The organism is Ferdinandcohnia sp. GQ5 (genome assembly GCF_059759275.1).
In genome coordinates this window covers 352,091-374,653 of the sequence record NZ_JCAXEW010000002.1, presented here as the reverse complement: position 1 = coordinate 374,653, position 22,563 = coordinate 352,091, and the positions used below count along the sequence as shown (strand labels likewise).

Below are 22,563 nucleotides of genomic sequence, written 5' to 3'. Positions count from 1 at the left end.
TAAAAAGAACGGAGCAATATGACTTAAAAAGGTGAGCACTATTTAAAATTTGATATTAATAGAATTGAGGCACATAAACGAAACCTAGTTTCTGTGAACTTTTGTCTTACTTTATAGTGTTTTACATAATGAGGTTATCTATTGATTCAAAATATAAGACGAAAGATATGAAGTTTAGCTAAACAAATAGCTATAGATGCCAAAATTAAAGGTTTAAAAGTTTGTTGTAGTTGTCTTATTTATATATAAAGGGGAAGATGTAAATAGGTTTGACACGTTATCAGGCAATGCTTTTTGATTTAGATGATACCTTACTTAATAGGGATAAAGCTGTAGATAACATGTTTTTACTGATCTTAGAAAAGTATTATGAGGATGTTAAAAATATTGCCCGAAACGAAATGTTAACAAAATTTAAAGAATATGATAAAAGAAGTTATGGCTATGGTGATAAAACTATTGTTTTTGAATCATTTTTTGATGAATTTACACCAAAATATAGATTACCACGTAACGAAATTCAAGATTTTTGGAATCATCATTTTCCTCAATGTTTTACTTTAAATCAAAATACGATAAATATCATAACGTATAAAAGATTATGTTAACGTTGGAATTATAACTAACGGCTCAACTCAGAGACAAAAAGCTAAAATAATGAACACTCATTTAAATAGTTGTTTTGATATGATCATTATTTCTGAAGAAGTGGGATTGAGTAAACCAGACAAGCGCATATTTGAGTTAGCATTAAATAAGCTTAATGTGCCTCCAGAAGCCGCATGGTGATGATATAAAAAAAGATATTGGTGGGTGTCAAAATGCTCATTTAAAGGGAATATGGTTTAATCCTTTAATGGCTAAAAATGAAACTGAAATAGAACCATTTGCCGAAATTACTTCTCTTGATAGATTATTAAATTATTTTGTTAAAGGTTTATTTTAATGGATTGTTATGGTAATCAAGGACTTAGCAACTCTGGATTTAAAGAAATAACAAATAAAATGTAAAATTTTGGGATAAACTCTTACTGAGATTAATCATTGAGTGAGGGGTAAAATGCGAAAGAAACGAAAAAATACAAATATGCACGTCATTTTGGTGTTTAGCATAATATTGTTAACTATCTTTAGTAAATCTTGGCGTGATATTCCAAAGTACTATAAAAATATGGTATATGTTAGTTCACTTAATGCACTATATTATTTTCTATGTAGAAGACATCTTGTTTGGGAATTTATTCCTAACGGCATAAACTGGTTCTTAATAAGAATGGTACATATAATTATTGTAACTCCGTTAGTAGTACTTGTATTTTTGAGCAAGATGCCTAGTGGGCGGTTTGAGCAATTAATCTACTATTTACGATGGATTACAGTAAGCTTTGCGGTTGAATACTGTATTCAGAAAAAACACCTAATTCTTTATGGACACGGCTGGAATGTTTTTTGGTCAGGATTCTTGTACGTTAAGATGTATTTGTACAGTCATTTATTTACGACACGCCCTTTATTTACGTTATTCCTATCTTTGTTTTCAACTATTTTTTTTATTATTAAATTCAAAGTTCCTTTAAAAATGAAACACCTCTCAAGTTTCTTTGAACCATTAGTTGATCTATTTTACCATACAACTTTACAGGGTTTATTGACAAAGAAAAAACTATTCTAATTGTGCGATGGTTTTGCTTTTTTGTAACAGCACATTTTAACTAGCGGGTACGGATCCTTCAAAAGGAAAAGTGCCTTTTTTGTTGAATTTTTAAACTATCGAAGCACCAGTTGAAATAGAGTTGCGTAGACGATACGCAACTTTTATCAATTTTAACCAGAATTACATCCAAGTCAGTCGGGATAATAGATAATTGTATAGAATCGGACCAGTTCTTCTGAAGAATTAATATAAATGTGTTCAGTATTCGCATTAAATTTAATTGTTTCGTCAGGATTTAACTCAAACTTCTCCCCATGAATTTCCAGAGTAAGCGTTCCACGTTGTAATAGTACATACTCCTCACCTGTATGCTTTTCAGCTACATGTTTAAAACCAGGTTTTAAGTCTACAGCGAATATTTCAAACTTTTTTTCTGGATGAAAAGGGAAGATTGAATACACGAAATAATTTCCATCATCATCAATGACTGGATTAAGTTCATTCAATTTTATTTTTTCAATTTGTGGTTTTTCATTTTCCTTTAAAAATCCTGAAAAAGAAACTTGCAATCCGTTTGCAATTTTCCAAAGAGTGGTGACAGTTGGATTTGATTTTCCATTTTCAATTTGGGCTAACATTGCTTTGCTAACCCCAGTTAGTTCTGACACGTTATCTAAGCTCAGTCCTCGCTTTTTTCTCAAATTGGCAAGATTATTCGCAATAACCTCTTGAATGAATTCCATTAAAAAACTCCTTGACTCTTTTTTCTATTCATTATAACATACATTTAAACATCATAACAGACACGTGTTTACTATAGCATACATAAGGTGGTGTAACGTTGAACCAATTAGCAAATGAAATAACGTTTGAAAAAAATCTCCCATCATTTTCTCAAGGAGTAAAAGACTGCGTTCCAACTTTAATTGGGTACATCAGTATAGGAATTGCGATGGGCATAGTTGGGGCAGCGTCCAATCTAAGTATATTAGAAGTTGCTTTATTATCGATCTTAGTCTACGCTGGTGCAGCACAATTTATCATTTGTGCTCTACTTGTATCAGGAAGCCCTTTTTCAGTCATTGTATTTACAACTTTTATTGTGAATTTACGTCATTTTTTATTAAGTATGACGATAGCACCGAGCTTTAAAAATTATTCTCTTTTAAAAAATATTGGGATTGGAACCCTTTTAACAGATGAATCATTCGGAGTTGCGGCCAATAAGATTGCAAAAAGAGAAATGATTAATGCAAGTTGGATGAATGGATTGAATCTAACAGCTTATTTTTTCTGGATTTTGTCATGTACATTAGGTGCTGTTTTCGGAAAATGGATTTCAAATCCGGAAGTTTTAGGATTGGATTTTTCATTAACGGCGATGTTTCTAGCATTACTTGTTTTACAATTAGAGAGTATGGAACATAGTAAATTGAAGTTTTATCTATTGCTTATTACCTATGTTGTACTCTCGATGTTGGTACTCTGTATGTTTATGCCTTCCTACATTGCGATTCTATTATCGACCATAATTGTTGCGACGATTGGGGTGGTGAAGGACAAATGAGTTTGAATGTATCGATATTATTAATCATATTAGGTAGTGCGATTGTCACTTTTATTCCGAGAGTTGTTCCATTCATTGTTATAAGGAAAATAGGACTTCCCAAAGTTGTAATCAAATGGCTTTCATTTATCCCTATTTGTATTTTTACCGCACTGATCGTTGATAGCTTTATTATTGAAGATGAATCATTACTTTCAATTGACTGGAGAGTTCTTGCAGCAATTATACCAACTCTCATTGTAGCTATATGGACAAAGAGCTTATCAGTTACAGTTATTGTAGGAGTTGTCTGTATGGCTACAATAAGATTTGTGTTTTAATGAAGCTGAGTTTTTTGAATCAGGGTATTGCTATAATTGATAAAACTTATTCTTAATTGTTGCTGCATTTTTTTATCCTTACTGAAAATAATAAGTTCGGAGGTGTTAATATGGCAACTGCTAAAATCGGGGACAATATTTCATTTAATCGTGATGGGCAAAGTTATAAAGGAACAGTTACGGTTGTACGAGAAAATTCTGTTATTGTTGAGTATGGTTACAATGAAGAAAAAGACGAACCAATTTCAACTATAGTCAATCATAAAAATTATAAAATTACGAAGGCAACGTAGTAAACAATTGTATAGAGTAACGGGTAGCGATAGTCCAAAAGGATTATCGCTTATTTTTTTTCAATTATACTCTTCATTTATCTCCGACGATTGACAAGCGAATAGCGAATAGGTAGGTATTCACCTATGTTTACCCAGATGAATATCTTATTCGTATAGCTTTTTTAGGGGGAATCAAGTGTGGGTTATTACGTTACTGTGGAATCAGGTGTAAAATTATATATTGAAGATATTAATCCTGAAGGCAGCAAGACAATCGTATTTCTGCATGGTTGGCCGTTAAGCCATAGACAGTTTGAGTATCAATTTGATGTTCTGCCTTTCATGGGTTACCGCTGTATCGGAATTGACTGGAGAGGTTTCGGAAAGTCGGATAAGCCAATAAGTGGATACAATTTTGACCGTTTGGCCGATGACATACGTACAGTAGTTGATGTCCTTCAATTAGACAATTTTACTCTTGTTGGTCATTCTACGGGCGGAGCAATTGCGATTCGGTATATATCCCGACATAATGGTAACGGGGTATCTAAGCTTGTCCTAGTTGATGCTGCAGCTCCTGTAGGCTTTACCACAGAAACTGCGACAAAATTCCTTACTCAAGGGCTAAATGACCGTCCTAAGATGATGAGAGAAGTGACAGAAAGCTTTTTCTTTCAATATATAACAAGTCCATTCTCTGAGTGGTTTTTTCAAATGGGCTTAGAAGCAGCAGGCTGGTCAACAGCAGCGATCATTATTACATTAAGAGATGAAACGCTTTATGCAGACTTAAAAAAAATATTTGTCCCTACTTTAATTGTTCATGGTGTTCATGACAAAGTGATTCCATTTGCACAAGCTCAGGAACTAAGTCAAAAAATAAAAAACGCACAGCTTGTTCCGTTTCATTACAGTGGTCATGGTGCTTTCTGGGAAGAACGTGAAAAGTTTAACCAGCTATTAAGGCAATTTATTGGTTGATTCATCCTTATTTAACTTACAAATGTAAGTTTACTTGAAGTCGAATTTTAAACGAATAGGTGCGTTAATCCGAGAAGGATTAAGGCACTATTTTTTTGAAATTTTTGTCGTTCTTTTTTAATAAATGGGGTGAGTTTAGTTGAAAAAAGAAAAATTAGTAATATAGCAGGTGAATTATGGTACTAGGTGGAATTATTGTTAATGAATAAATAAATCGAGAATAAATGGAGGAGTAATGATGAGTCAGGTTTGTGTTATTGGGATTTATGTTCCTAATATTCAGGAGGCAATTGACTTTTACACCATAGTTTTAGGCTTTGAAGTTAATAAAAAATATGGTCCTAAAATTGTAACACTCGTTCAAGGAGATCTACCCATCGTATTAGAAGAATCAGAAGAGGCATCATATATTAATAATCCTAAACCTTCAGGAGTAGTTTTAGGATTAAAAACGGAAGACATTCATCATACAGTTGATCTGTTAAAAGAACATAAAGTTGATTTCATTGTTGAAGAACCAACAAAATGTCCTCCGGGAAAATATATTAGTTTCAGAGACCCATTTGGTAATGTATTAGAGTATCTGCAATTTGATTAATTCAACCAGTCTTTTGGAGGATTATGATATGGAATATTATAAATATCTGAGACTGTATGTAGGCCATAAACCTATTATTTTACCTGGTTCGGTTGTTATCATTATAAATCAACAGAATGAAGTGTTATTGCAAAAAAGAAAAGATGGATATTGGGGATTACCAGGAGGCCTAATGGATTTAGGTGAAAGTTTTGAAGAAGTGGCAAAAAGAGAGGTTTTCGAAGAAACAGGCTTAGTAGTTGAAAACCTAAAATTACTTAATGTTTTCTCTGGTTCTGACCATTATTTTAAAGTGTCAAATGGGGATGAATTATATTCAGTAACAGCTGTTTATTATACGAAAGATAGCAGTGGAGAATTGAAGATAGATTATAGCGAATCTGAAGAAATGCAATATTTTTCACTTAATAATCTACCAAGTAGATTAACAGTTGAGTATAGAGGATATATTGAGCAATACATAAATTGTGTAAAGGTAGATTTTAAGTAAACATAGTGATCATACTAAAGGATTATTGCTTATTTTGAGGTTAATATAACAGTACTTACTATATGTAACATTTATTGAATGGGAAAATAAATTCTGGAGGTACATAATGGAAATTTTTAAGTTTAGTAAAGATAGTGGTATGAAAATATCAAAGTTCAATTCGGATTTTGTGATGTCCCGTATTATTCAAACTGAAAAAGCAACTCATGTAGGTTACATGTACTTAGAAGAAAACGGAATTATAGGCTATCATCAAGCAGTAGTACCTCAACTTCTTTTAATCTTAAATGGGGAAGGGGATGTACGTGGTGAAAAAGAAGAATATATCAAAGTTCAAGCGGGAGACGCTGTTTTTTGGGAGAAAGATGAATGGCATGAAACCAAAACGGATACAGGATTAACCGCTATTGCTATTGAAAGTGAAGAATTAAATCCTTCATTATTTATGCCATTTAAAAAATAAACTAATGGTTGCCATTACTGAATTAGGCAGTCGCTTTTTCTGTTACTTGCGCAGTAAGGTTTTTATAGATTAAGAATATTTGGGTTAATAGAGTTTCAGAATAAATGCGAGAAAATTAACCTTCCCTCAATTGGTAATTCGACACGATCGTATTGTGTCTTTTTTTGTGATTTTTTTAAGGAGAATCAGTTGACAGGTAAAATAAAATTATGATATTATTAAAAATTTGATTAAAAAATCTATGTGTGTTAAGGTTAAGAAGGTTACCATATATGGAGGTGGGTTATTTGTTTCAAATTGGCGATAAAATAGTTTATCCAATGCACGGAGTAGGTATAATTAAAGCCATAGAAGATAAGGAAATCTCAGGGGAAAAACAACAGTATTATGTTATAAAAATGTTAATAGGTAATATGCAAGTCATGATTCCAACAGGTAAGACCTTGAATTTAAAAATACGCCATGTTACTGACATAAATGCATTAACACACATCATACACATTTTTCAGCATGGAGAAACAGACAGATTTCAAATGTGGAAGCAAAGGTATAAAGTGAACACGGACAAAATAAAAACGGGTAAAATAGAAGAATGTGCTGAAGTCGTACGTGATTTAATGCGTATGAAGAAAGAAAAAGAACTAAATGCAAGTGAAAAAAAGATGTTACTAAACGCACGTGAATTTTTGATGAACGAATTGGAATTAATTAAAGGAATTACTGAAAAACAAATAAAAAGTTTCTGTTAATGTTTAATTAAAATAATGTATTACAACTCCCGAAAATATCCTGTTTTTTTGGGAATATGTTTCCTTTTGAAAGTAAATCTTTCAAAGACATTCAACTTCTCCAACTCACCTTTAGAGCATTAACCTCTTTTTTTATTTCTGCAATTTAATCCATTTTTATTATTTAAATTACTTTTACGAACTATAATGCTACAAATAACTCGATAATACTGCACTCGATTTTTTTGCGATCCTGATTCACACTGGCACGGACAAGGAGCCGTAAGGATGAAAGAGAGGTAGGGCTTTCATTGTTTTAGGTAAGCAAATAATATTGCTTCTCTTCTTTTCATAAAAGAGAAAAACGATTTGGTAACACAATATGGTCAACTACAAAAATGGTTTCCTAGTTTGGAAATCATTTTTTTATTTATTTTACATCACAAAAGGAATTAGGTATTTTCTCTCCCAAATCATTCATTATAAAGATTTTTAATTATATTTAAAGAGTATTGATTTAAAAAGGATTAAGGGCTTTGTTATAGAAGTTATCAAACAATTACAGATATTTCAAATAACGATTAGAGCATTCATCAATTATTAGTAAAAGAACCGATATTTTTTCATGCAATGTCTAATAAAATAAATAAGGAGGGATTAAATGAACAGCAATAATTACCTTAAAGCAATAAACTGGACGATTTTCATACTTGTAGTTTTGACAGGAATTATTACTGCATCTTTCTCAATGTATAAGCTTCTAAATATACCTGCATTTGGTGAGGAGGCGCAGTCTCGTGTAGAATTCCGATGGGGATCCATACAAATGTTCACCGTAATTGCTTTACTAATCAGTTCTGTATTATTAGCAAAAGGGTGGAAGCGTTTGTTTCCATTTAACGTTCCTATTGCCATCATCCTGCTAGGTTTTTGTTATGTATTATTTTTTCTGACATTTACAACTGGTTGGGTTGGTTTTCAAGGCATATTTGGTTTCTTTATCGCTTTCCTAATAGGTATGATTTTAGGTATTTCTTATTCAATTTTTAATCGGATTGAACGACGAAGGTAATAAATAAAGGCTGTTTTCGCAAAGTTTGTTGTTTCTAAAAGGTATATTATAAATCGTATAAACTGGAAATGGAGGTAGAAGATGAAAAATAGTTCATCCATAATTATTGGTTTAGCAATTATAGTAGGTTTCACAATATTAGGCTTATTTTTTATGTCTGCATTTGGTAAGGAAACTTCAAATGTAGATAGTACTAACAATGAATATAGATATGAACTTGTGCCTGCAAACGAGAATAATATCATCATTTTCGATAAGAAGACTGGTGAATATTGGAAAAAATATTTACCAAGTGGTGAAGGTCCTACAAATTGGGAGAAAGTCGAGTCTCCAATAAAAAATAGCGGTAAATAGATTAAGAGTATTAGCCACCTTTAAGAAATTAAGGTGGTTTTTATATTACTTTCAACATCTCTACTGTTATGTCGATATATTTTTAACACGCCGAAACAAGCAAGAAGGGATTGATTATCCCTTGTTTTTAGAAGTTATTAAACTATCATATTTTTGACTTCTATGTACTAATTATCTATAATTAGTAATGTAATTTAAAGTTTAGGAGGATTATTAAAAAATGACACATTATATGAGACTTCGATTCCCATCTTTGAACCAGTAATTTAATACGTTCAAAGGCTCTGTTTGTGAAACCAGAGTACACGGGATAAGTCTGTCCTTTTTTAATAATCTTCATTTTATAAGTAAATACATGTTTTGCTGATATCGATGTATTTACTTTTACTTTAGCCTATGTAGGGCTGAAATAGATATTATGTAATGGAGAAAGGCAGATTGTTCTGCCTTTCTTTATTTATGTCTAATTATCTATCTTCTTTAGGATTAAAGAGGTTTATTTAGCGACGACTTCTTATTGACCTAAGACAAATAAGGATCGGTTTCTTCCGTTTACTCTGAATCACAGGCAGATTGCCTGTGATTTTTATTTTTGAAAGGAAGAGTAACATGAATAACAAAACAAAAAGTGTAAACCGGTTTCGTGATATGATTGAAGTATTTAGATGCCCGCATTGTAAAGGTTCGTTAAAAGTGGTTGATGAAAAAAGCCTAAAATGTGCAAATAAGCATACTTTCGACTTTGCTAAACAAGGATATGTTAACTTTATGACGCGTTCCACAAATAGTCATTATGATCAGAGTTTATTTGAAGCAAGGCAGAACATCATTATGGAAAGTGAGTTGTACACACCAATTCATAAAGAAATCTCAAAAGTGATAAACACATACATGAATTCTACAATTTATCCATTATTACTTTTTGATGCCGGATGTGGTGAAGGATCTCATTTACAAAAGATTTTAAATGAATGTAATACTTCAGCTTTAAAAGGGGTGGGTCTGGATATTTCAAAGGAAGGTATAATAATGGCCGCTAAGAAATATAAAGAACAAAGCTGGATTGTTGGTGATTTAGCAAATTCACCAATAGCAGCTCAAACTTTTCATGTAGTTCTTAATATCTTATCCCCTTCAAATTATAAAGAGTTTAAAAGAATATTGGTTCCTGACGGTCTTGTCATTAAAGTGGTCCCTCGTCCAAATTATCTAAAAGAACTAAGGAAAGCACTTTACGGTGACACAGAAAATAATTCTAATAAAAATGTAGAGATAGTCGAGCTATTTAAGAAACACTTTTATTTAAAAGAAGTTATTAATCTAAGTTATCAACAAACGTTGGACCAAAAAGAAGTAAATAATGTAATGCATATGACACCACTTTCATGGAATTCGAAAAAAACAGATGTTGGGGCATCTATAAATAGCATTTCAGAGATTACGGTTGATTTAGATATACTAGTGGGATTTAAGAAATAATCAAAAGTTAATCCATATCTAATAGGACCCTATTTTATTTAGGAAAATGAAAAGGTCCTCACCAAAGGTTGTGGGGACTTAATTCGTGTAATCAACTATAATGTTTAGTTTAAGGAACAGTTTTGATCTGCTTTGTGTAGAAAAAGCGGAAGATTGAAAAGTACAGGACTTGGATGAATAAAAATACACCAATACCGTTAGGGATACGATGGTTAAGTCATAAAAGAAAAGGTGAGACAATGCGCTTAGAGCTACTTTGCTCCGTGAATGAGTGCCACAAAAATCGGTGTGAAGAATAGAAGGGCAGTTTGTCTCGTTAGTCCCTTTTTCAATTCTTTCTCGGTTAAGCCCATTTTTGCAATCGATTTGAATTTAATAAACAATAGAGGTTCATCTTGTTTGTAGGATCGTTTATTGGGATTGTGTTCTTTGTTTCGGTTGGAAGTTTCCTCTAATTCAGACTTTATGCGAATTTAGAGGAAGACAAACAAAAATTCTATTGATATTCAAAATGGATAAGTAAAGGGTGTTGAATGAATTGGGAATGAGTTTGGACAAACGGAAGAACTACTACAGCAGTTCCTTTTTGAACGAGCGAAGTTGGAAACGAGCCTTTAGTTGTTGATTTTGCTATAATGCCACTAAGTAGCTAGCACTTTATAATAGAGGAGTCGAATATGGAAAATAACGTTTTTGAAGAAATGGCAAAAAGATATGATACAGAGGAAAGAATGGAATTAGCGAAAGTAATTGTGAAGGAAGTAATACCGCAATTACTAAGTGCTCAAGATAAATCACTAATTGACTATGGAAGCGGGACGGGGCTAGTTAGCTTAGAACTATCAGAATTAGTGGAATCGATATTGTTGGTAGATTCATCAAAACAAATGTTGGACGTGGCTGAAGTTAAAATAGCTAAGCGTGGTCTATCGAATGCAAAAGTATTGTATGCGGATTTAACTCAAGAAACGCCTGAACTTAAGGCGGACATCGTGTTGATACGAAAAAAATCTTACAAGAATTGTTCACTATTTTAAACAAGGGCGGCAAGCTCATTATCATCGATTTTGACAAAAACGATCAGATATCTCACCCGAAAGTACATAACGGCTTTTTGCATGATGAACTGAAAAGATTATTATCCGAAGTTGGATTTACTTCATCTGAAATGAAGACATTCTACCACGGACATCGTATTTTTATGAGGCAAGACGCCTCAATGTTTATTACTAGTAGTATAAAGTAAGGGTCACAGATCTGAATACAATATTTACACCCGTCATTTCTTGTAGAGGATGACGGGTGTTTTGTATGTTCTTTGAAAAAATGCACCAATATATTAAATTAGAGGTGGAATAAACGAATATAAATAGAAAAATACTATCAAAAACAGGAGGCCTCTTTGTGAACAAAAACCAATTTGAATTGATAGAGAAAATAAGAAAAGCAGAAGTTCAACAAAGTGAAAGATGGGTCAATTATTGGAACGATTACTCCAATTTTCATACATGGCAGTTTTGGGTTGTTTTGGCAATGTTAATTATTCCACTCATTGCTTTACTTCTTTTTATAGACCGAAGAAAAATCTTTCAACTAGGTTTTTACGGATATGGGGTACATATCTTTTTTGCATTCACGGATGTAATTGGAGTATCAAGAGGGTGGTGGATCTACCCATATAAATTATTACCTGGGCTTCCGGCAAACTTTGCTCTAGATGCATCTTTCGTACCAGTATCGTATATCCTACTGTACCAATATACGCTTAATAAAAATAAAAATTATTATATTTGGCTACTTCTTCTTTGTCTTGTATTTGGATTTTTCATAAAACCTATCTTACAGGGGATTGGTTTGTTTCGTTTTGGTGGAAAGGAGAATTTTTTCCTATTATTTATTCTATATATAGCCGTTGGGCTTATCTCAAAATGGATAACAGATGTATTTTTATTTTTAAGTAAATCAAATAAATGGAGCCTCTTGCATAGAAAAACAAGGATGTAACAAAAAAATTTTAGCGTAAGTTGAAGTGGCTTATGCTAACTAACACTAGTGTGAAGTTATGTTATAAAATCTTTTTAGCAATCAATTCAGTTGCTTTTTTCGGATTAAGGCGGTATAAAATGTCCATGATTTTCGAATCGTTTCCGGCTAAAACACGGTATTTTCTAGTTTCCATTCCTTCAATAATGACGGCAGCTGCGACGATGGGGCTTAGTAGTTTATAGGTAGAACTTTCGGCACCTTCTTTTTCCACTTTGGCTTTTTCCACGAGGTCTGTATCAACCGCGCCAGGAATCACAAGGGTCACACCAACATTGGTTTTACGAAGCTCCGAGTGAAGGGATTCGGTTAACATCTTAACAGCTGCTTTTGAAGCGCAATAGATTGTTTGTTGCGGAATCGGTAGGGATCCACCCATACTCGCTACATTTGCAATATGGGCTTCGGGCCTAGTTAACAGATGTGGTAAAAACGATTTACACATATAGAGCGTTCCATAAAAATTGACATCCATTACCCATTGGATTTGTTCATACTCAAGATCATGCACACTCATGAATGGTTGAATGATGCCTGCATTATTAATTATCGCGTCTACGCAACCGTGACTTGCAATGACTTCATCGAGAAGCTTTTGTACATCCTCTCTGTTTGCGATATTTGCTGTGTGAATTGAAATTCTGTCTCCATACATATCCTTATATGCCTGTATTTTCTCGAGCCCATTTCTGTGGATGATTGCTGCGACATTTGCGCCTTTTTCTAACAGCTGGCGAACAAGCTCACGTCCAATCCCACCCCCTGCACCTGTAACAACAATGACCTTATCAGATACTTTCATCTAAAAACCCCCTTCGTATAAAAATAAACACTCCATATCATATGTAGATTGCAATTCTTAATGACAAAGTGAAACAATAATAATTTGGATAGTTTACTTGGGTGGTTAATGAAAAATTTCAAGAATGGTATACAATAAATGTAAGAATCTTCAATGGAGGAGAGGGGAAACAAACAAGATGTTTACTATGAGAAATGTGCAGGCTACAGATTTAGAACAGTTGTTACATATTGAGAATGAAGGCTTTTCTGTTGAGGAGGCAGCAACAAGAGAAGCATTTATAGAGAGAATTCGGTTGATAGCGGATAGCTTTATTGTGGCAGAACAGGAAGGAGAGATACTTGGCTATATTAATGGACCTGTTATTGACCAACCGTATATAACTGATGATCTTTTTACCGAAATCAGGCCGAACCCAGAAAGTGGAGGATATCAGAGTGTTCTCGGATTAGCAGTATCCAGAAAGAATAGAAATCAAGGAATTGCAAAGAGTTTACTAGAAAAAATGCAAGAGTTAGTAAAAAAGAACGAAAGAGAAGGTATTACTTTGACCTGTAAACAGGAATTAGTTTCGTTTTATGAAAAACTAGGACTTGTTAACCATGGCTTGTCCGAATCAAAACATGGTGGAGTGAACTGGTATAACATGGTGAAATTAAGCAAGGACGCTTAGAACTTGTACTAGGTCTCATGTTAGAAAAATATTCTTGAACATTTAGGAGGAACCAAGTACAAGGTATTATATTGGTATGAAATGATTTAAGAAATGAAAAAACAATCAATGTTGAGCCCACAGATTGAATTTTTCCTACGGTGGGCTCATATTTGTATTAAAAATAATGAACCTCTACCATCGATTGACCGTCGGACTGGGAGGAGGGACCTGTCCCTGCGACCCTATTCCACGATAGTGATGATGGGTGGTTTGTGTAGGTATTGGAAGAAGTTTGCACCGTCTTGTTCGGCTAGTTTTGCTTCTGGGCTGTTAAAGGCTTCCATTAATTTTTCCATGTTTTCAAATTCTAGTATGGTAACCAGATAGAGATTTAAATCACTCCCTTGTGAATTCATTACACGATGCACGGAATCTTTAATGATATTTGGTATTTTCCTGCCTAATGGAACATGAACATCAAAATAATGTTTATCAAATTTCTCTTTATCCTTTGGTTCCTCATACATAATGATCATCTTTGCCACAATTCATCACTCCTCCATTCTAGTAGACTATATTCATTTTTACATTCTTATATACCATACGACCTAAAGTGATTAATTACAGTATCCAACACAATCATTTGTAGGCATTTCATTGGATAATAGGAAAATAGTTGAGTAGGAGTCGGATATGTATATATAAGTTTGTACTGGATAATCTAATAAAAAATAAAAAAGGAAAAAATGTATGTTTTTACTTTTTATTTCGATTCTCACCTTTAATTATGCTGCCTATAAAAAAAATAAAATTCCGTTGCACCGAAGTATTAGTATATGGTCATTTACAATTGCCTTTCAGGTTACCTTTGATGTGATTATTGAATTTAAGTACAAAGGGTACTGGTATTTTGATAAAGGTGTAGATTGGTTAGGAGTTCTTCCTCATATTGTATTAATTCCTCCAATAAACATATTGCTTCTAAGTTGGTTTCCATTTAACTCTAATCTTTTCAAAAAGGTTATTTATATAACTTGTTGGACAATAGGTGTTCTCATTTACGAAGGACTTACACTACTTCCGGAACCTTGGGGATATTTCCATCTTGGATGGTGGAAGTTGTGGTATGATTCCATTGTTGTTCCTATACTAATCTTTGTTTTATTGGGATATTATAAGTTAATTTGTAAATTAGAAAATGTATCGGTTAAATAATAGATTACAATGGAAAACTGAATGTATTTAGTGATGTAGGATATTATTTATAGCGTTTAGAAAAAACACTGGACTAATGGTTAAAATCAATCATCCAGTGTTTTTTTTATATGTAGGATGTATACATACGACTAGTAATTTATGGGGAAGTTAGTGTTTAGTATAACTTTTTTGGAGGTTACTTATGGAGGGAAAGGGAAGTCAGATCAGGCTAACAGCAGGTGAAATTGCTCAAATATGGATTCAGTATTTAAATGATAGCGCAAGCGTGTGTGTTCTATCGCATTTTTTAGAAAAAGCAGAAGATGATGAAATTAAGCCTCTTATTAAATTTGCTCTAGAGTTATCTCAAGCACATATTCAAAAAATCACCGCCATTTTAACGGAAGAAAAAAATGCTGTACCATATGGTTTTAGTATAAAAGAGGATGTGGACTTAACTGCTCCTAGACTTTATTCAGATAGTTTTGTACTTAATTTTATAAACCAAATGTCAAAGGTTGGACTTACATCCTATGCCGGTAGTTTGGCAGCATCTGTAAGAGATGACATTAAAACCTACTATATGGATTGCTTAAGTGAAACGATGCAATTATATAAAAGGTCAACTGATCTATTATTGTCAAAAGGATTGATGGTCAGGCCTCCAAGCTTGCCTAATTTGGAGAAGGTTGAATTTGTGAAAAAGCAATGGTTTATGTTAGATGTGGTTGGCGAGAAAAGACCATTAACCGCTGCTGAAGTAGCCAATTTATTCTCGAATCTTCAAAGAAACGCTTTGGGAGTTGCAACACTTACTGGATTTAGTCAAGTTGCAGAAAATAAGGACGTCAAACAATTCTTTCTAAAAGGATTAGAAATTGGGAATAAACATATTAAATTATTTAGAAGTAAGTTAGAGGAAAGTAAGCTTCCTGCACCAATGGGATGGGATTCAGAAATAACAAATAGTACTGCACATACATTTTCTGATAAATTAATGATGTTTTTAACATCCGGATTAATTACTTTGAGTGTAGGCTATTACGGTACAGCTATAAGTCAAAGCCCTAGAGGTGATCTTAGCACCATGTATAACAGGCTTTCCTTAGAAGTTCAATTATATGCTGAGGATGGAGCTAATATCATGATTAAAAATGGATGGTTAGAACAGCCCCCAATGGCTTCAGATAGAGATGAATTAATAAGAAGAAAGAAATAATGATAAAAACATTTAAAGTCCCAAGAGGCATAAGGACATTTTTTATATCATTGAATTAGTTGGTCCATGTGTTAACTATGAAAGCATAGGTGAAAAATACAAAATCACTTCATTTATCAAAAAAGAATAAGTCATAGAGCAATTACATGAGAGAAAGTGTGTGACATTACGGAAAAAACAGTTGAAAGGGAGAAATTAAGTGGATTATCTATCTCGTGAAAAAATAATAAACGAATTACAGCAATCCTTCCAACCATATTTAGATAAGTATGAAATTGAAAATATAGGTATTTTCGAAGAAGAAGGACAAGATAATCGCTACTATCTTGGATATACAACTCGAAAAGCTGGTAAAACCTATCATGTTCACCTGCCTTTTCAAAAAAATAATGAGGGTGAGTTAGCTCCAGTAGATAATAAGTGGACGGTAGAATCAGACAATCCACAAGAATCAGATCTTAAAGAATTTAACAATCTTGATCATGTATTCAGTGAACTTTATTAACGAAAACTGATTTCTCAATCTAGAAAATTTGAGAATAATAAAGTGACTCTAGGATTAGCTGATTCGTAAATATTCCAGCTAAGCAAGCGTTTCTTCAAAATTGAAGGACGCTTTTTTTTCAAGATGTGGTCCATATTTAAAACTAATAAGCCTTCAAAGGTAAAGCCTCTTTTCTAAAAGATTGTCGCTTTCTGATAATAAAGGCAAAACTAGTTGATTGGAGAGTAAGGTGGCGACTCCTCGAAAATGTATTCACATTTTCTTCGTGCGTGGGTTATTTCAATAAAGCAAATTCAATGTCCAGCGGGAAAAGCGTGAGACTTGAGACCCCGCAGGAGCGGCAGCGACTTTTCCAGTTTCAGCGGCTAGAAACTCGAGAAATTTCAACTCCTCCTTCAGAGGCAAATTACGCCTCTTTGTCGGAGTGGCCAAATTTTCTCGTTTCTGTGCAAGCCGCCTCCACATTTCGTTGAGGAGGCTCAAGCCAGGCCCGCGGAAAGCGTCCACCTGAAGCGGAAGTCAACGATATAAAAAACAACAAAGTTTGCGAAAACAACCAAGGTAAAAGACTAAAAAGGAGAAAAAAGGAACCAGCGTGGTTCCTTTAAAATTTAATGATTATTTGGGTTTTTAAGTTGAGATTTACTTCCACGTTTGGAGTTATATTCAGTTCCTTTATTATTGTCTCCGCTAGCCATATCTTGACCAAATTCTGTGTCTAAATTCCCACCGTTTCTCGGTGAATTTTGATTTTGACTACCTTTATTAACACGCTTTGTCATCATTTACACCTCCATTTCAAATGCATTTTTATCATGCCAAGCTTTTTATTTTTCATGTAATAATCGGTAAGAAACTCATTAAATTAAGCCTCTGCAAAAAATGCTCAGACTTTTGAGGGTTTCTCATTTCCTAAATAGCGTTCAAACCTAAAGTGAAATACAACTACTTCCTAAACTCCTTTTGTAAGTTTTTTGGTGATACATTATATTCCTTTTTAAAAAGTCGATAAAAGCTAGAGTAGTCTTGAAAACCGCATTTGGTAGCAATTTCTTCGATTGAGAGCTCATTTTGTTTAATTAAGGCAACAGCGGTAGCAAGTCGTTTCAATAATACATAACGATAAAACGGTACTTTCATGTTTTCTTTAAAATAATGGGAAAAATAATACTTGTTTAAATGAAAATGACTTGAGACGTTGTCTAAATTCAGTTCTGTATCCGTCAAATGTTCCTCTATGTATTTAATTATGGAGGTTATACGTTGATCCTCACCACCGTCTAAACTATTCGTAGGCTTACTACTAGCTGGATTTAAGATAATTTCCATCGCTCGGAATAATAAATAATGTGATGCAAATGAATAAGATTCACGATTGTGTTTTATACGATCACTAATCTCTTGGAAAAGCGAGAGTATTTCCTTCAAACTTTTGGTGTGGAAATGGACAACATAAGAACCCTGCGTTTTATGATGGATAATGCTATCACTCATGAAAGGAGAAACCGATAAGAAATCAGCCAATAATGATTTGCTGATGGTCGATACAATTCTTTCATAGTTGTCGAAATCACTTACTTCTGCTTTATGCACAGCGTAAGGGGGAATGATGACAACATCCCCTTTGGTTAGTGAATAAGTTTGTCCTTCACAAAAAAATTTACATTCACCACCTAAGAAAACAAGAATCTCCATGGAGTCATGACTATGCAAGCGGAATAAAGGTTCTATTTCAGAATAATTCTCTAATGACTTATCAGGCTTTCTCCCCCAATCATGGGATTTATATTTTTTACTCCAATAATAAACCTCAAAATTCTCATTCAATACTGGCATAAATGTCGATTCTCTCATAATTTGCTCCTTTTATAACAGCAAGATATACAATATTATCAGCAAAATAACCAATTTATTTCATATAATTCCTTGATATTATATCACTATAATCTAAGAAACAAGAAGTCTTAGAGGAAATGAAAGCCTTATCTAAGCACAAAATTTTTGTAAATGAAAGCCCTGTCTTTGGAGATTTTAATAGGGGTATTTGACATCTTATGAAGTTAGTCTGAATCTACGTCTTTTTTTCCTCTATGATGAATTTTAAATCAAAGTACTACCCAGTAATGAAATCACACTAGGAGGACATAACCTTGAAAAACAATGATACTACTGCAGAGAGTAAGGAAACAGTTGTGAATAAACTATTAGGGGCAATAAGTGGAAGTTTTGCACTCATTTTAGGTGTGCTAGCCGGTTCGGGTTTAATCTCGGCTTTATTGTCTATTTTAAAGTCATTAGGTTGGGTTTCCGCTGAAAGCGGTACCTACGCAATTCTTTCTGCTGCTGGACATGCTGTTTTTTACTTTTTTCCTATATTCCTCGGATTTACAATGGCAAACAAACTCGGGGCGAATGGATTTGTGGGAGCAGCAATTGGGGCAGCATTATTGGAACCCAATTATGTGAGTTTAGTCACTTCACAGGCACAGGATGTTTCATTTTTAGGGATTCCGGTTTTATTGGCCAGTTATTCTTCAACCGTGTTTCCCATTTTAATCGCTGCATCGATATATGCGTTTTTAGATAAGCTTTTGAAAGAAGTGATTTATAAAGACTTACAGATGTTTATCAATCCGATGATTTCTTTACTGATTATCGTACCATTAACGATCCTTATTTTTGGTCCATTTGGGACATATGTTGGTCAGGGCTTAGCATTCATTATTCAATTTTTAAGTGGTCAAAGTGGATTAGTTACAGGAGCTGTGTTAGGAGCAGCATGGTCTTTCCTTACGATATTGGGGCTTCATTGGGCAGTGATTCCAATTGCCATTGCTAATCTTGGTGCATCAGGTCTTGATCCAATTATCGCGATGGCAGCAGCGGCACCATTTGCCCAAATCGGTATGGGGCTTGGCGTATTCTTTAAAACGAAAGATAAAAAATTGAAAACACTTGCTGGGTCAGGGCTTTTGCCAAGTGCTTTAGCAGGGACAACAGAAATTATCACATATGGCATTCTCGTCCGTTATAAACGAACCATGTTATACGTTGGGATAGCTGGGGCAGTTGGTGGGGCAATCAACGGAGCACTAGGCGTATCTGCAACGGCATTTGCACTCCCAAGTTTTTTATCCATTCCTGTATTTTCGCCAATCGGGATTTTCACAATAGGTGTGTTCGCTTCCTTATTGATCGCAATGATGCTAACTCTTGTATTTGGTTATGAAGGCAAGCATGACTTAGCAGTTGCTGAAAAGACAAATAAAGTATTTGGACTAAGCGATGTAAAAAAAGAAATCATTGCAAGTCCATTAACAGGTAGAATCGTTCCATTAAATCAATTAGCGGATCCACTTTTTTCAACAGAAGTTGTAGGAAAAGGGATTGCCATTGAACCAACAAAAGGGGCAATCATTTCTCCAGTGGATGGAGTTGTAACCACATTATTCGCAAGCAAACATGCGATTGGAATTACATCGAATGATGGGGCTGAGATCTTAATCTATATTGGTGTAAATACGGTCCAGCTGAAAGGCAAGTATTTTACTTCCCATGTAAAGCAGTGGGATGAAGTGAAAAAAGGAGACATACTTATTGAATTTGACATCGAACAGATCAAAGCAGCTGGATATGATTTGAAAACACCTATCGTGATTACCAACACACAGGAGTATGTAGAAGTGAAACCAATCAAAACGGGGAATGTTGAGGCAAATGATGATGCTGTTATGAAACTAGATGCATAGCAAAAAAATCGATTGACCCCTATGAGGAGGAATTTACATGCAAAAACAACCTGAATTACAAGTTAGAACGAAGAAACTAATTGAACATGAGGGTTTGAAATTTAAAGATTTAAATAATAATGGCAAGCTTGATCCATATGAAGATTGGCGTTTAACCCCTAAAGAGCGTGCGGAAAATCTTGTTTCGTTGATGAACATCGATGAAAAAATCGGTATGATGCTGATCAATTCTAGGAAAATGGGACTTGCCCAGGAGGATAAAAGCAAGACTAGTCATGATGGCGTTCTAGATGAAAGTATTATCGAAAGAGGAGAAACGATTTTCGCTACGAGCAAGGTATACGGAACGACTCATACGATCGAAAACAGACATCTAAGACATTTCATTTTAAGAGATAACTTCAGTCCAGCAGAAATGGCAGAATGGGTTAACTCGATGAATGAAGTAGCAGAAGGAACACGCTTAGGGATTCCTGTACTTGTTGCATCGAACTCAAGAAATGAGAATGGTGAAGCCGTCTTCGGTATGAATGATGCGATTGGTATCTTTTCTACATGGCCCGGAACATTAGGATTGGCAGCAGCCGCAAAGGGCGATATTGAAAATGGTGGAGATGCTTCCCTTATTAGTGAATTTGCGAGTATAGCCCGAAAAGAATGGAATGCCACTGGCTTAAGAAAAGGCTATATGTATATGGCAGATGTGGTGACCGATCCGAGATGGCAACGTACGTATGGAACGTTTGGAGAAGATCCAGAGTTTATTGCTGATGTAATTGGGCGTATCCTTGACGAGTTCCAAGGAGAAACGTTAGGAAAAGATAGTATAGCAATGACAACTAAGCATTTCCCTGGCGGGGGAGCGAGAGAAAATGGCTTTGACCCTCACTATGAGGAAGGGAAATGGAATCTATACCCAACTCCGGGCAGTTTAGAAAAATACCATCTTCCGCCATTTAGAGCAGCAGCAGAACATGGAACATCATCCATTATGCCGTATTACTCGATTCCGAGTATAAAGAAGAGTGTGGTTCAGGAGTTTGAAGGGGAGGAAATCCCATTCGAAGAAGTTGGATTTACGTTTAATCGTTATTTCATTGACCATATCCTTCGTGGAAAGCTTGGATTTAAGGGCTATGTGAATAGTGATAGTGGAATTATTAATAACATGAGTTGGGGAATGGAAAAGAGCAGTGAAGGAGAGCGCTTTGCTAAAGCGATCAATGCAGGTACCGATTTGATTGCTGATACGAACGATATTGAAAATCTGAAATTAGCGATTAGTAAGGGTTGGATCAGTGAAAAACGAATCAATGAGTCAAATGAACGTCTCTTAACAGAAATGTTTGCTTTAGGTCTATTTGATGACCGCACATACAATGACCCAGCAATTGCAACTAAGGTTGTCAGCACAAAAGCACATTGGGATACTGCATACGAAGCGCATAAAAAATCAGTAACCGTACTGAAAAATTCTAACGAAACCTTGCCACTCACAACGGACAAGCTGGAAGGTAAAAAAGTGTATATTGAAGTGTTCCATAAAGAGCAAGAAAGAGCAACTTCTTATACCGAAAAAGCGAGAAAAGAAGCGAATGATTTTGGACTATTTACGCTAACAAACAGCTATGAAGAAGCTGACACAGCCATTCTGTTCTTACAACCAAAATCCGGTTCCTATTTTAATGCAACACCTGGCTTACTAGAGCTTGAGATATGTGAGGATAAAGTAAACTCTGCGATTGATGGTACATTATATCAGGAAACTACTTTAAGTGGATTAGACCATCTAAAAGAAGTAGTTGACAGTGTGCATCGCCGCGGCGGTAAAGTAGTGATGAGCGTAAATATTATTCTTCCTTGGATTTTAGGAAATGTAGAACCAATGGCAGACGCACTAGTTGCTGGATACGATACATTCTACAATGCACAACTTGAAGTGATTGCAGGCAATCATAAGCCATCTGGTATCTTACCATTAACGTTACCGGCAAGTGAGGAAGTCATTGCTGTTTACCAAAATGGCGAATGTGTTTCCCCTAATGACGTACCAGGATATGACAAAGACAAATACATGCCAGCCGGAATGACTTACGCATATAAAGACAGTGACGGTAATGTTTACAAGCTAGGGCATGGGTTGAAGTATTAATTTTTAGATTGAACATCACAGGTGAGATGGAAGCCTGTGATTTTTTTTGTTGAGTGGATTAGAGTGATGGTTACAATGAAAACGTGAAAAGCACAGTTACTGGTTAGTGTTGATTTTTCAAAGTACGAGGAATAGCCTGGAGTATCAACAATCTCCTGAAAACAGGAAAGTGTAGATGTTCCAAAGCGCCTGGAGTACTATCAACCTCCTAATATCAAGAAAGTGGTGTAATTCCAAAGCATCTGGAGTACCCCCAACCA

Annotated in this window: 24 protein-coding genes and 3 pseudogenes; 21 read left to right on the top strand and 6 right to left on the bottom strand. The window is 34.5% G+C overall.

The genetic code is table 11. The annotated features are described in order from the left end of the window. The first annotated feature begins 287 nt into the window (after window positions 1-287). Window positions 288-946 (top strand): annotated as a pseudogene (locus AC6CHV_RS03905) (HAD family hydrolase). Window positions 947-1,845: 899 nt separating this feature from the next. Here AC6CHV_RS03905 and AC6CHV_RS03900 read toward each other — a convergent pair. Beyond that, on the bottom strand, window positions 1,846-2,397 hold the full coding sequence (locus AC6CHV_RS03900) for a helix-turn-helix domain-containing protein (RefSeq protein WP_121448077.1): 552 nt from the start codon (window positions 2,395-2,397) through the stop codon (window positions 1,846-1,848). A 98-nt stretch (window positions 2,398-2,495) separates the two neighbouring features. Between AC6CHV_RS03900 and AC6CHV_RS03895 the strand changes: the two genes are divergently transcribed. The 12 genes from AC6CHV_RS03895 to AC6CHV_RS03840 all read left to right on the top strand — a co-directional run bounded on the left by AC6CHV_RS03895 (window position 2,496) and on the right by AC6CHV_RS03840 (window position 9,981). Then, complete coding sequence (locus tag AC6CHV_RS03895) at window positions 2,496-3,221, top strand: AzlC family ABC transporter permease (RefSeq protein ID WP_121448076.1); 726 nt, start codon at window positions 2,496-2,498, stop codon at window positions 3,219-3,221. After that, window positions 3,218-3,541, top strand: coding sequence for an AzlD domain-containing protein (locus AC6CHV_RS03890; protein WP_121448075.1), 324 nt, complete (start codon window positions 3,218-3,220; stop codon window positions 3,539-3,541). Before AC6CHV_RS03895 ends, AC6CHV_RS03890 begins: the two co-directional genes overlap by 4 nt. 110 nt (window positions 3,542-3,651) lie before the next feature. After that, window positions 3,652-3,834, top strand: coding sequence for a DUF2187 family protein (locus AC6CHV_RS03885; RefSeq protein ID WP_121448074.1), 183 nt, complete (start codon window positions 3,652-3,654; stop codon window positions 3,832-3,834). Window positions 3,835-4,014: 180 nt separating this feature from the next. Further along, window positions 4,015-4,797 carry an alpha/beta fold hydrolase gene (locus tag AC6CHV_RS03880; RefSeq protein ID WP_440272480.1) on the top strand — a complete coding sequence of 261 codons (783 nt, stop codon included), beginning with the start codon at window positions 4,015-4,017 and terminating at the stop codon, window positions 4,795-4,797. 238 nt (window positions 4,798-5,035) lie between these two features. Then, a complete protein-coding gene (locus tag AC6CHV_RS03875; protein ID WP_341331236.1) occupies window positions 5,036-5,395 on the top strand; it encodes a VOC family protein in 360 nt (119 codons plus the stop codon). Between the two features lie 28 nt (window positions 5,396-5,423). Beyond that, window positions 5,424-5,885 (top strand): NUDIX hydrolase, encoded by a 462-nt coding sequence (locus AC6CHV_RS03870; protein ID WP_440272481.1) that lies wholly within the window; start codon window positions 5,424-5,426, stop codon window positions 5,883-5,885. A gap of 106 nt (window positions 5,886-5,991) precedes the next feature. Then, window positions 5,992-6,348, top strand: coding sequence for a cupin domain-containing protein (locus AC6CHV_RS03865; RefSeq protein ID WP_341331238.1), 357 nt, complete (start codon window positions 5,992-5,994; stop codon window positions 6,346-6,348). Between the two features lie 272 nt (window positions 6,349-6,620). Next, window positions 6,621-7,097 (top strand): CarD family transcriptional regulator, encoded by a 477-nt coding sequence (locus tag AC6CHV_RS03860; RefSeq protein WP_341331239.1) that lies wholly within the window; start codon window positions 6,621-6,623, stop codon window positions 7,095-7,097. Between the two features lie 640 nt (window positions 7,098-7,737). Next, complete coding sequence (locus AC6CHV_RS03855; RefSeq protein WP_341331240.1) at window positions 7,738-8,148, top strand: RND transporter; 411 nt, start codon at window positions 7,738-7,740, stop codon at window positions 8,146-8,148. 81 nt (window positions 8,149-8,229) lie between these two features. Beyond that, window positions 8,230-8,502, top strand: coding sequence for a hypothetical protein (locus AC6CHV_RS03850; protein ID WP_121448068.1), 273 nt, complete (start codon window positions 8,230-8,232; stop codon window positions 8,500-8,502). 220 nt (window positions 8,503-8,722) lie between these two features. Next, window positions 8,723-8,767 carry an erythromycin resistance leader peptide gene (locus tag AC6CHV_RS03845; protein ID WP_121448126.1) on the top strand — a complete coding sequence of 15 codons (45 nt, stop codon included), beginning with the start codon at window positions 8,723-8,725 and terminating at the stop codon, window positions 8,765-8,767. A 344-nt stretch (window positions 8,768-9,111) separates the two neighbouring features. Further along, window positions 9,112-9,981, top strand: coding sequence for a putative RNA methyltransferase (locus AC6CHV_RS03840; RefSeq protein WP_341331241.1), 870 nt, complete (start codon window positions 9,112-9,114; stop codon window positions 9,979-9,981). Window positions 9,982-10,090: 109 nt separating this feature from the next. On the opposite strand, the pseudogene AC6CHV_RS03835 reads toward AC6CHV_RS03840, so the two are convergent. Continuing rightward, window positions 10,091-10,355, bottom strand: a pseudogene (locus AC6CHV_RS03835) (ABC transporter permease); the annotation flags it as partial. 303 nt (window positions 10,356-10,658) lie between these two features. Here AC6CHV_RS03835 and AC6CHV_RS03830 point away from each other — a divergent pair. Further along, window positions 10,659-11,227 (top strand): annotated as a pseudogene (locus AC6CHV_RS03830) (class I SAM-dependent methyltransferase). Window positions 11,228-11,385: 158 nt separating this feature from the next. Beyond that, complete coding sequence (locus AC6CHV_RS03825) at window positions 11,386-11,985, top strand: CBO0543 family protein (protein WP_440272485.1); 600 nt, start codon at window positions 11,386-11,388, stop codon at window positions 11,983-11,985. Between the two features lie 61 nt (window positions 11,986-12,046). Here AC6CHV_RS03825 and AC6CHV_RS03820 read toward each other — a convergent pair whose 3' ends face one another. Next, a complete protein-coding gene (locus AC6CHV_RS03820; RefSeq protein ID WP_498078148.1) occupies window positions 12,047-12,826 on the bottom strand; it encodes an SDR family NAD(P)-dependent oxidoreductase in 780 nt (259 codons plus the stop codon). Between the two features lie 178 nt (window positions 12,827-13,004). Here AC6CHV_RS03820 and AC6CHV_RS03815 point away from each other — a divergent pair, with 178 nt between their 5' ends. Beyond that, window positions 13,005-13,499, top strand: a complete 495-nt coding sequence (locus AC6CHV_RS03815; RefSeq protein WP_341331244.1) for a GNAT family N-acetyltransferase — start codon at window positions 13,005-13,007, stop codon at window positions 13,497-13,499. Between the two features lie 224 nt (window positions 13,500-13,723). Here the strand turns inward: AC6CHV_RS03815 and AC6CHV_RS03810 are convergent, their stop codons facing one another. Next, window positions 13,724-14,017 carry an EthD family reductase gene (locus tag AC6CHV_RS03810; RefSeq protein WP_246006479.1) on the bottom strand — a complete coding sequence of 98 codons (294 nt, stop codon included), beginning with the start codon at window positions 14,015-14,017 and terminating at the stop codon, window positions 13,724-13,726. A 214-nt stretch (window positions 14,018-14,231) separates the two neighbouring features. On the opposite strand from AC6CHV_RS03810, the gene AC6CHV_RS03805 reads away from it, so the two are divergent. From AC6CHV_RS03805 to AC6CHV_RS03795, 3 genes are all read left to right on the top strand, one after another. Next, entirely contained in the window at window positions 14,232-14,696 is a 465-nt protein-coding gene (locus AC6CHV_RS03805; RefSeq protein ID WP_341331245.1) for a hypothetical protein, read from the top strand. Window positions 14,697-14,880: 184 nt separating this feature from the next. Continuing rightward, window positions 14,881-15,897 (top strand): DUF3231 family protein, encoded by a 1,017-nt coding sequence (locus AC6CHV_RS03800; protein ID WP_341331246.1) that lies wholly within the window; start codon window positions 14,881-14,883, stop codon window positions 15,895-15,897. Window positions 15,898-16,096: 199 nt separating this feature from the next. Continuing rightward, the gene (locus AC6CHV_RS03795; RefSeq protein WP_341331247.1) at window positions 16,097-16,402 is read left to right on the top strand and encodes a DUF5634 family protein; all 306 of its coding nucleotides are present in this window, start codon (window positions 16,097-16,099) and stop codon (window positions 16,400-16,402) included. A gap of 611 nt (window positions 16,403-17,013) precedes the next feature. Here AC6CHV_RS03795 and AC6CHV_RS03790 read toward each other — a convergent pair. Beyond that, window positions 17,014-17,184, bottom strand: coding sequence for a hypothetical protein (locus AC6CHV_RS03790; protein ID WP_341331248.1), 171 nt, complete (start codon window positions 17,182-17,184; stop codon window positions 17,014-17,016). 163 nt (window positions 17,185-17,347) lie between these two features. Continuing rightward, a complete protein-coding gene (locus AC6CHV_RS03785) occupies window positions 17,348-18,256 on the bottom strand; it encodes a helix-turn-helix domain-containing protein (protein WP_440272489.1) in 909 nt (302 codons plus the stop codon). 296 nt (window positions 18,257-18,552) lie between these two features. On the opposite strand from AC6CHV_RS03785, the gene AC6CHV_RS03780 reads away from it, so the two are divergent. Beyond that, a complete protein-coding gene (locus AC6CHV_RS03780; protein ID WP_498078147.1) occupies window positions 18,553-20,151 on the top strand; it encodes a glucose PTS transporter subunit IIA in 1,599 nt (532 codons plus the stop codon). Between the two features lie 37 nt (window positions 20,152-20,188). Next, entirely contained in the window at window positions 20,189-22,303 is a 2,115-nt protein-coding gene (locus tag AC6CHV_RS03775) for a glycoside hydrolase family 3 protein (protein WP_341331251.1), read from the top strand. Window positions 22,304-22,563 lie beyond the last annotated feature (260 nt).

Bases quoted from the DNA above. Each gene is read 5' to 3' on its own strand.
- AC6CHV_RS03890 (WP_121448075.1), top strand. From the start codon at position 3,218: ATGAGTTTGAATGTATCGATATTATTAATCATATTAGGTAGTGCGATT.
- AC6CHV_RS03805 (WP_341331245.1), top strand. From the start codon at position 14,232: ATGTTTTTACTTTTTATTTCGATTCTCACCTTTAATTATGCTGCCTAT.
- AC6CHV_RS03900 (WP_121448077.1), bottom strand. From the start codon at position 2,397: ATGGAATTCATTCAAGAGGTTATTGCGAATAATCTTGCCAATTTGAGA.
- AC6CHV_RS03800 (WP_341331246.1), top strand. From the start codon at position 14,881: ATGGAGGGAAAGGGAAGTCAGATCAGGCTAACAGCAGGTGAAATTGCT.
- AC6CHV_RS03815 (WP_341331244.1), top strand. From the start codon at position 13,005: ATGTTTACTATGAGAAATGTGCAGGCTACAGATTTAGAACAGTTGTTA.
- AC6CHV_RS03870 (WP_440272481.1), top strand. From the start codon at position 5,424: ATGGAATATTATAAATATCTGAGACTGTATGTAGGCCATAAACCTATT.
- AC6CHV_RS03785 (WP_440272489.1), bottom strand. From the start codon at position 18,256: ATGAGAGAATCGACATTTATGCCAGTATTGAATGAGAATTTTGAGGTT.
- AC6CHV_RS03790 (WP_341331248.1), bottom strand. From the start codon at position 17,184: ATGACAAAGCGTGTTAATAAAGGTAGTCAAAATCAAAATTCACCGAGA.
- AC6CHV_RS03850 (WP_121448068.1), top strand. From the start codon at position 8,230: ATGAAAAATAGTTCATCCATAATTATTGGTTTAGCAATTATAGTAGGT.
- AC6CHV_RS03840 (WP_341331241.1), top strand. From the start codon at position 9,112: ATGAATAACAAAACAAAAAGTGTAAACCGGTTTCGTGATATGATTGAA.
- AC6CHV_RS03885 (WP_121448074.1), top strand. From the start codon at position 3,652: ATGGCAACTGCTAAAATCGGGGACAATATTTCATTTAATCGTGATGGG.
- AC6CHV_RS03865 (WP_341331238.1), top strand. From the start codon at position 5,992: ATGGAAATTTTTAAGTTTAGTAAAGATAGTGGTATGAAAATATCAAAG.
- AC6CHV_RS03775 (WP_341331251.1), top strand. From the start codon at position 20,189: ATGCAAAAACAACCTGAATTACAAGTTAGAACGAAGAAACTAATTGAA.
- AC6CHV_RS03875 (WP_341331236.1), top strand. From the start codon at position 5,036: ATGAGTCAGGTTTGTGTTATTGGGATTTATGTTCCTAATATTCAGGAG.
- AC6CHV_RS03820 (WP_498078148.1), bottom strand. From the start codon at position 12,826: ATGAAAGTATCTGATAAGGTCATTGTTGTTACAGGTGCAGGGGGTGGG.
- AC6CHV_RS03810 (WP_246006479.1), bottom strand. From the start codon at position 14,017: ATGATCATTATGTATGAGGAACCAAAGGATAAAGAGAAATTTGATAAA.
- AC6CHV_RS03860 (WP_341331239.1), top strand. From the start codon at position 6,621: ATGGAGGTGGGTTATTTGTTTCAAATTGGCGATAAAATAGTTTATCCA.
- AC6CHV_RS03855 (WP_341331240.1), top strand. From the start codon at position 7,738: ATGAACAGCAATAATTACCTTAAAGCAATAAACTGGACGATTTTCATA.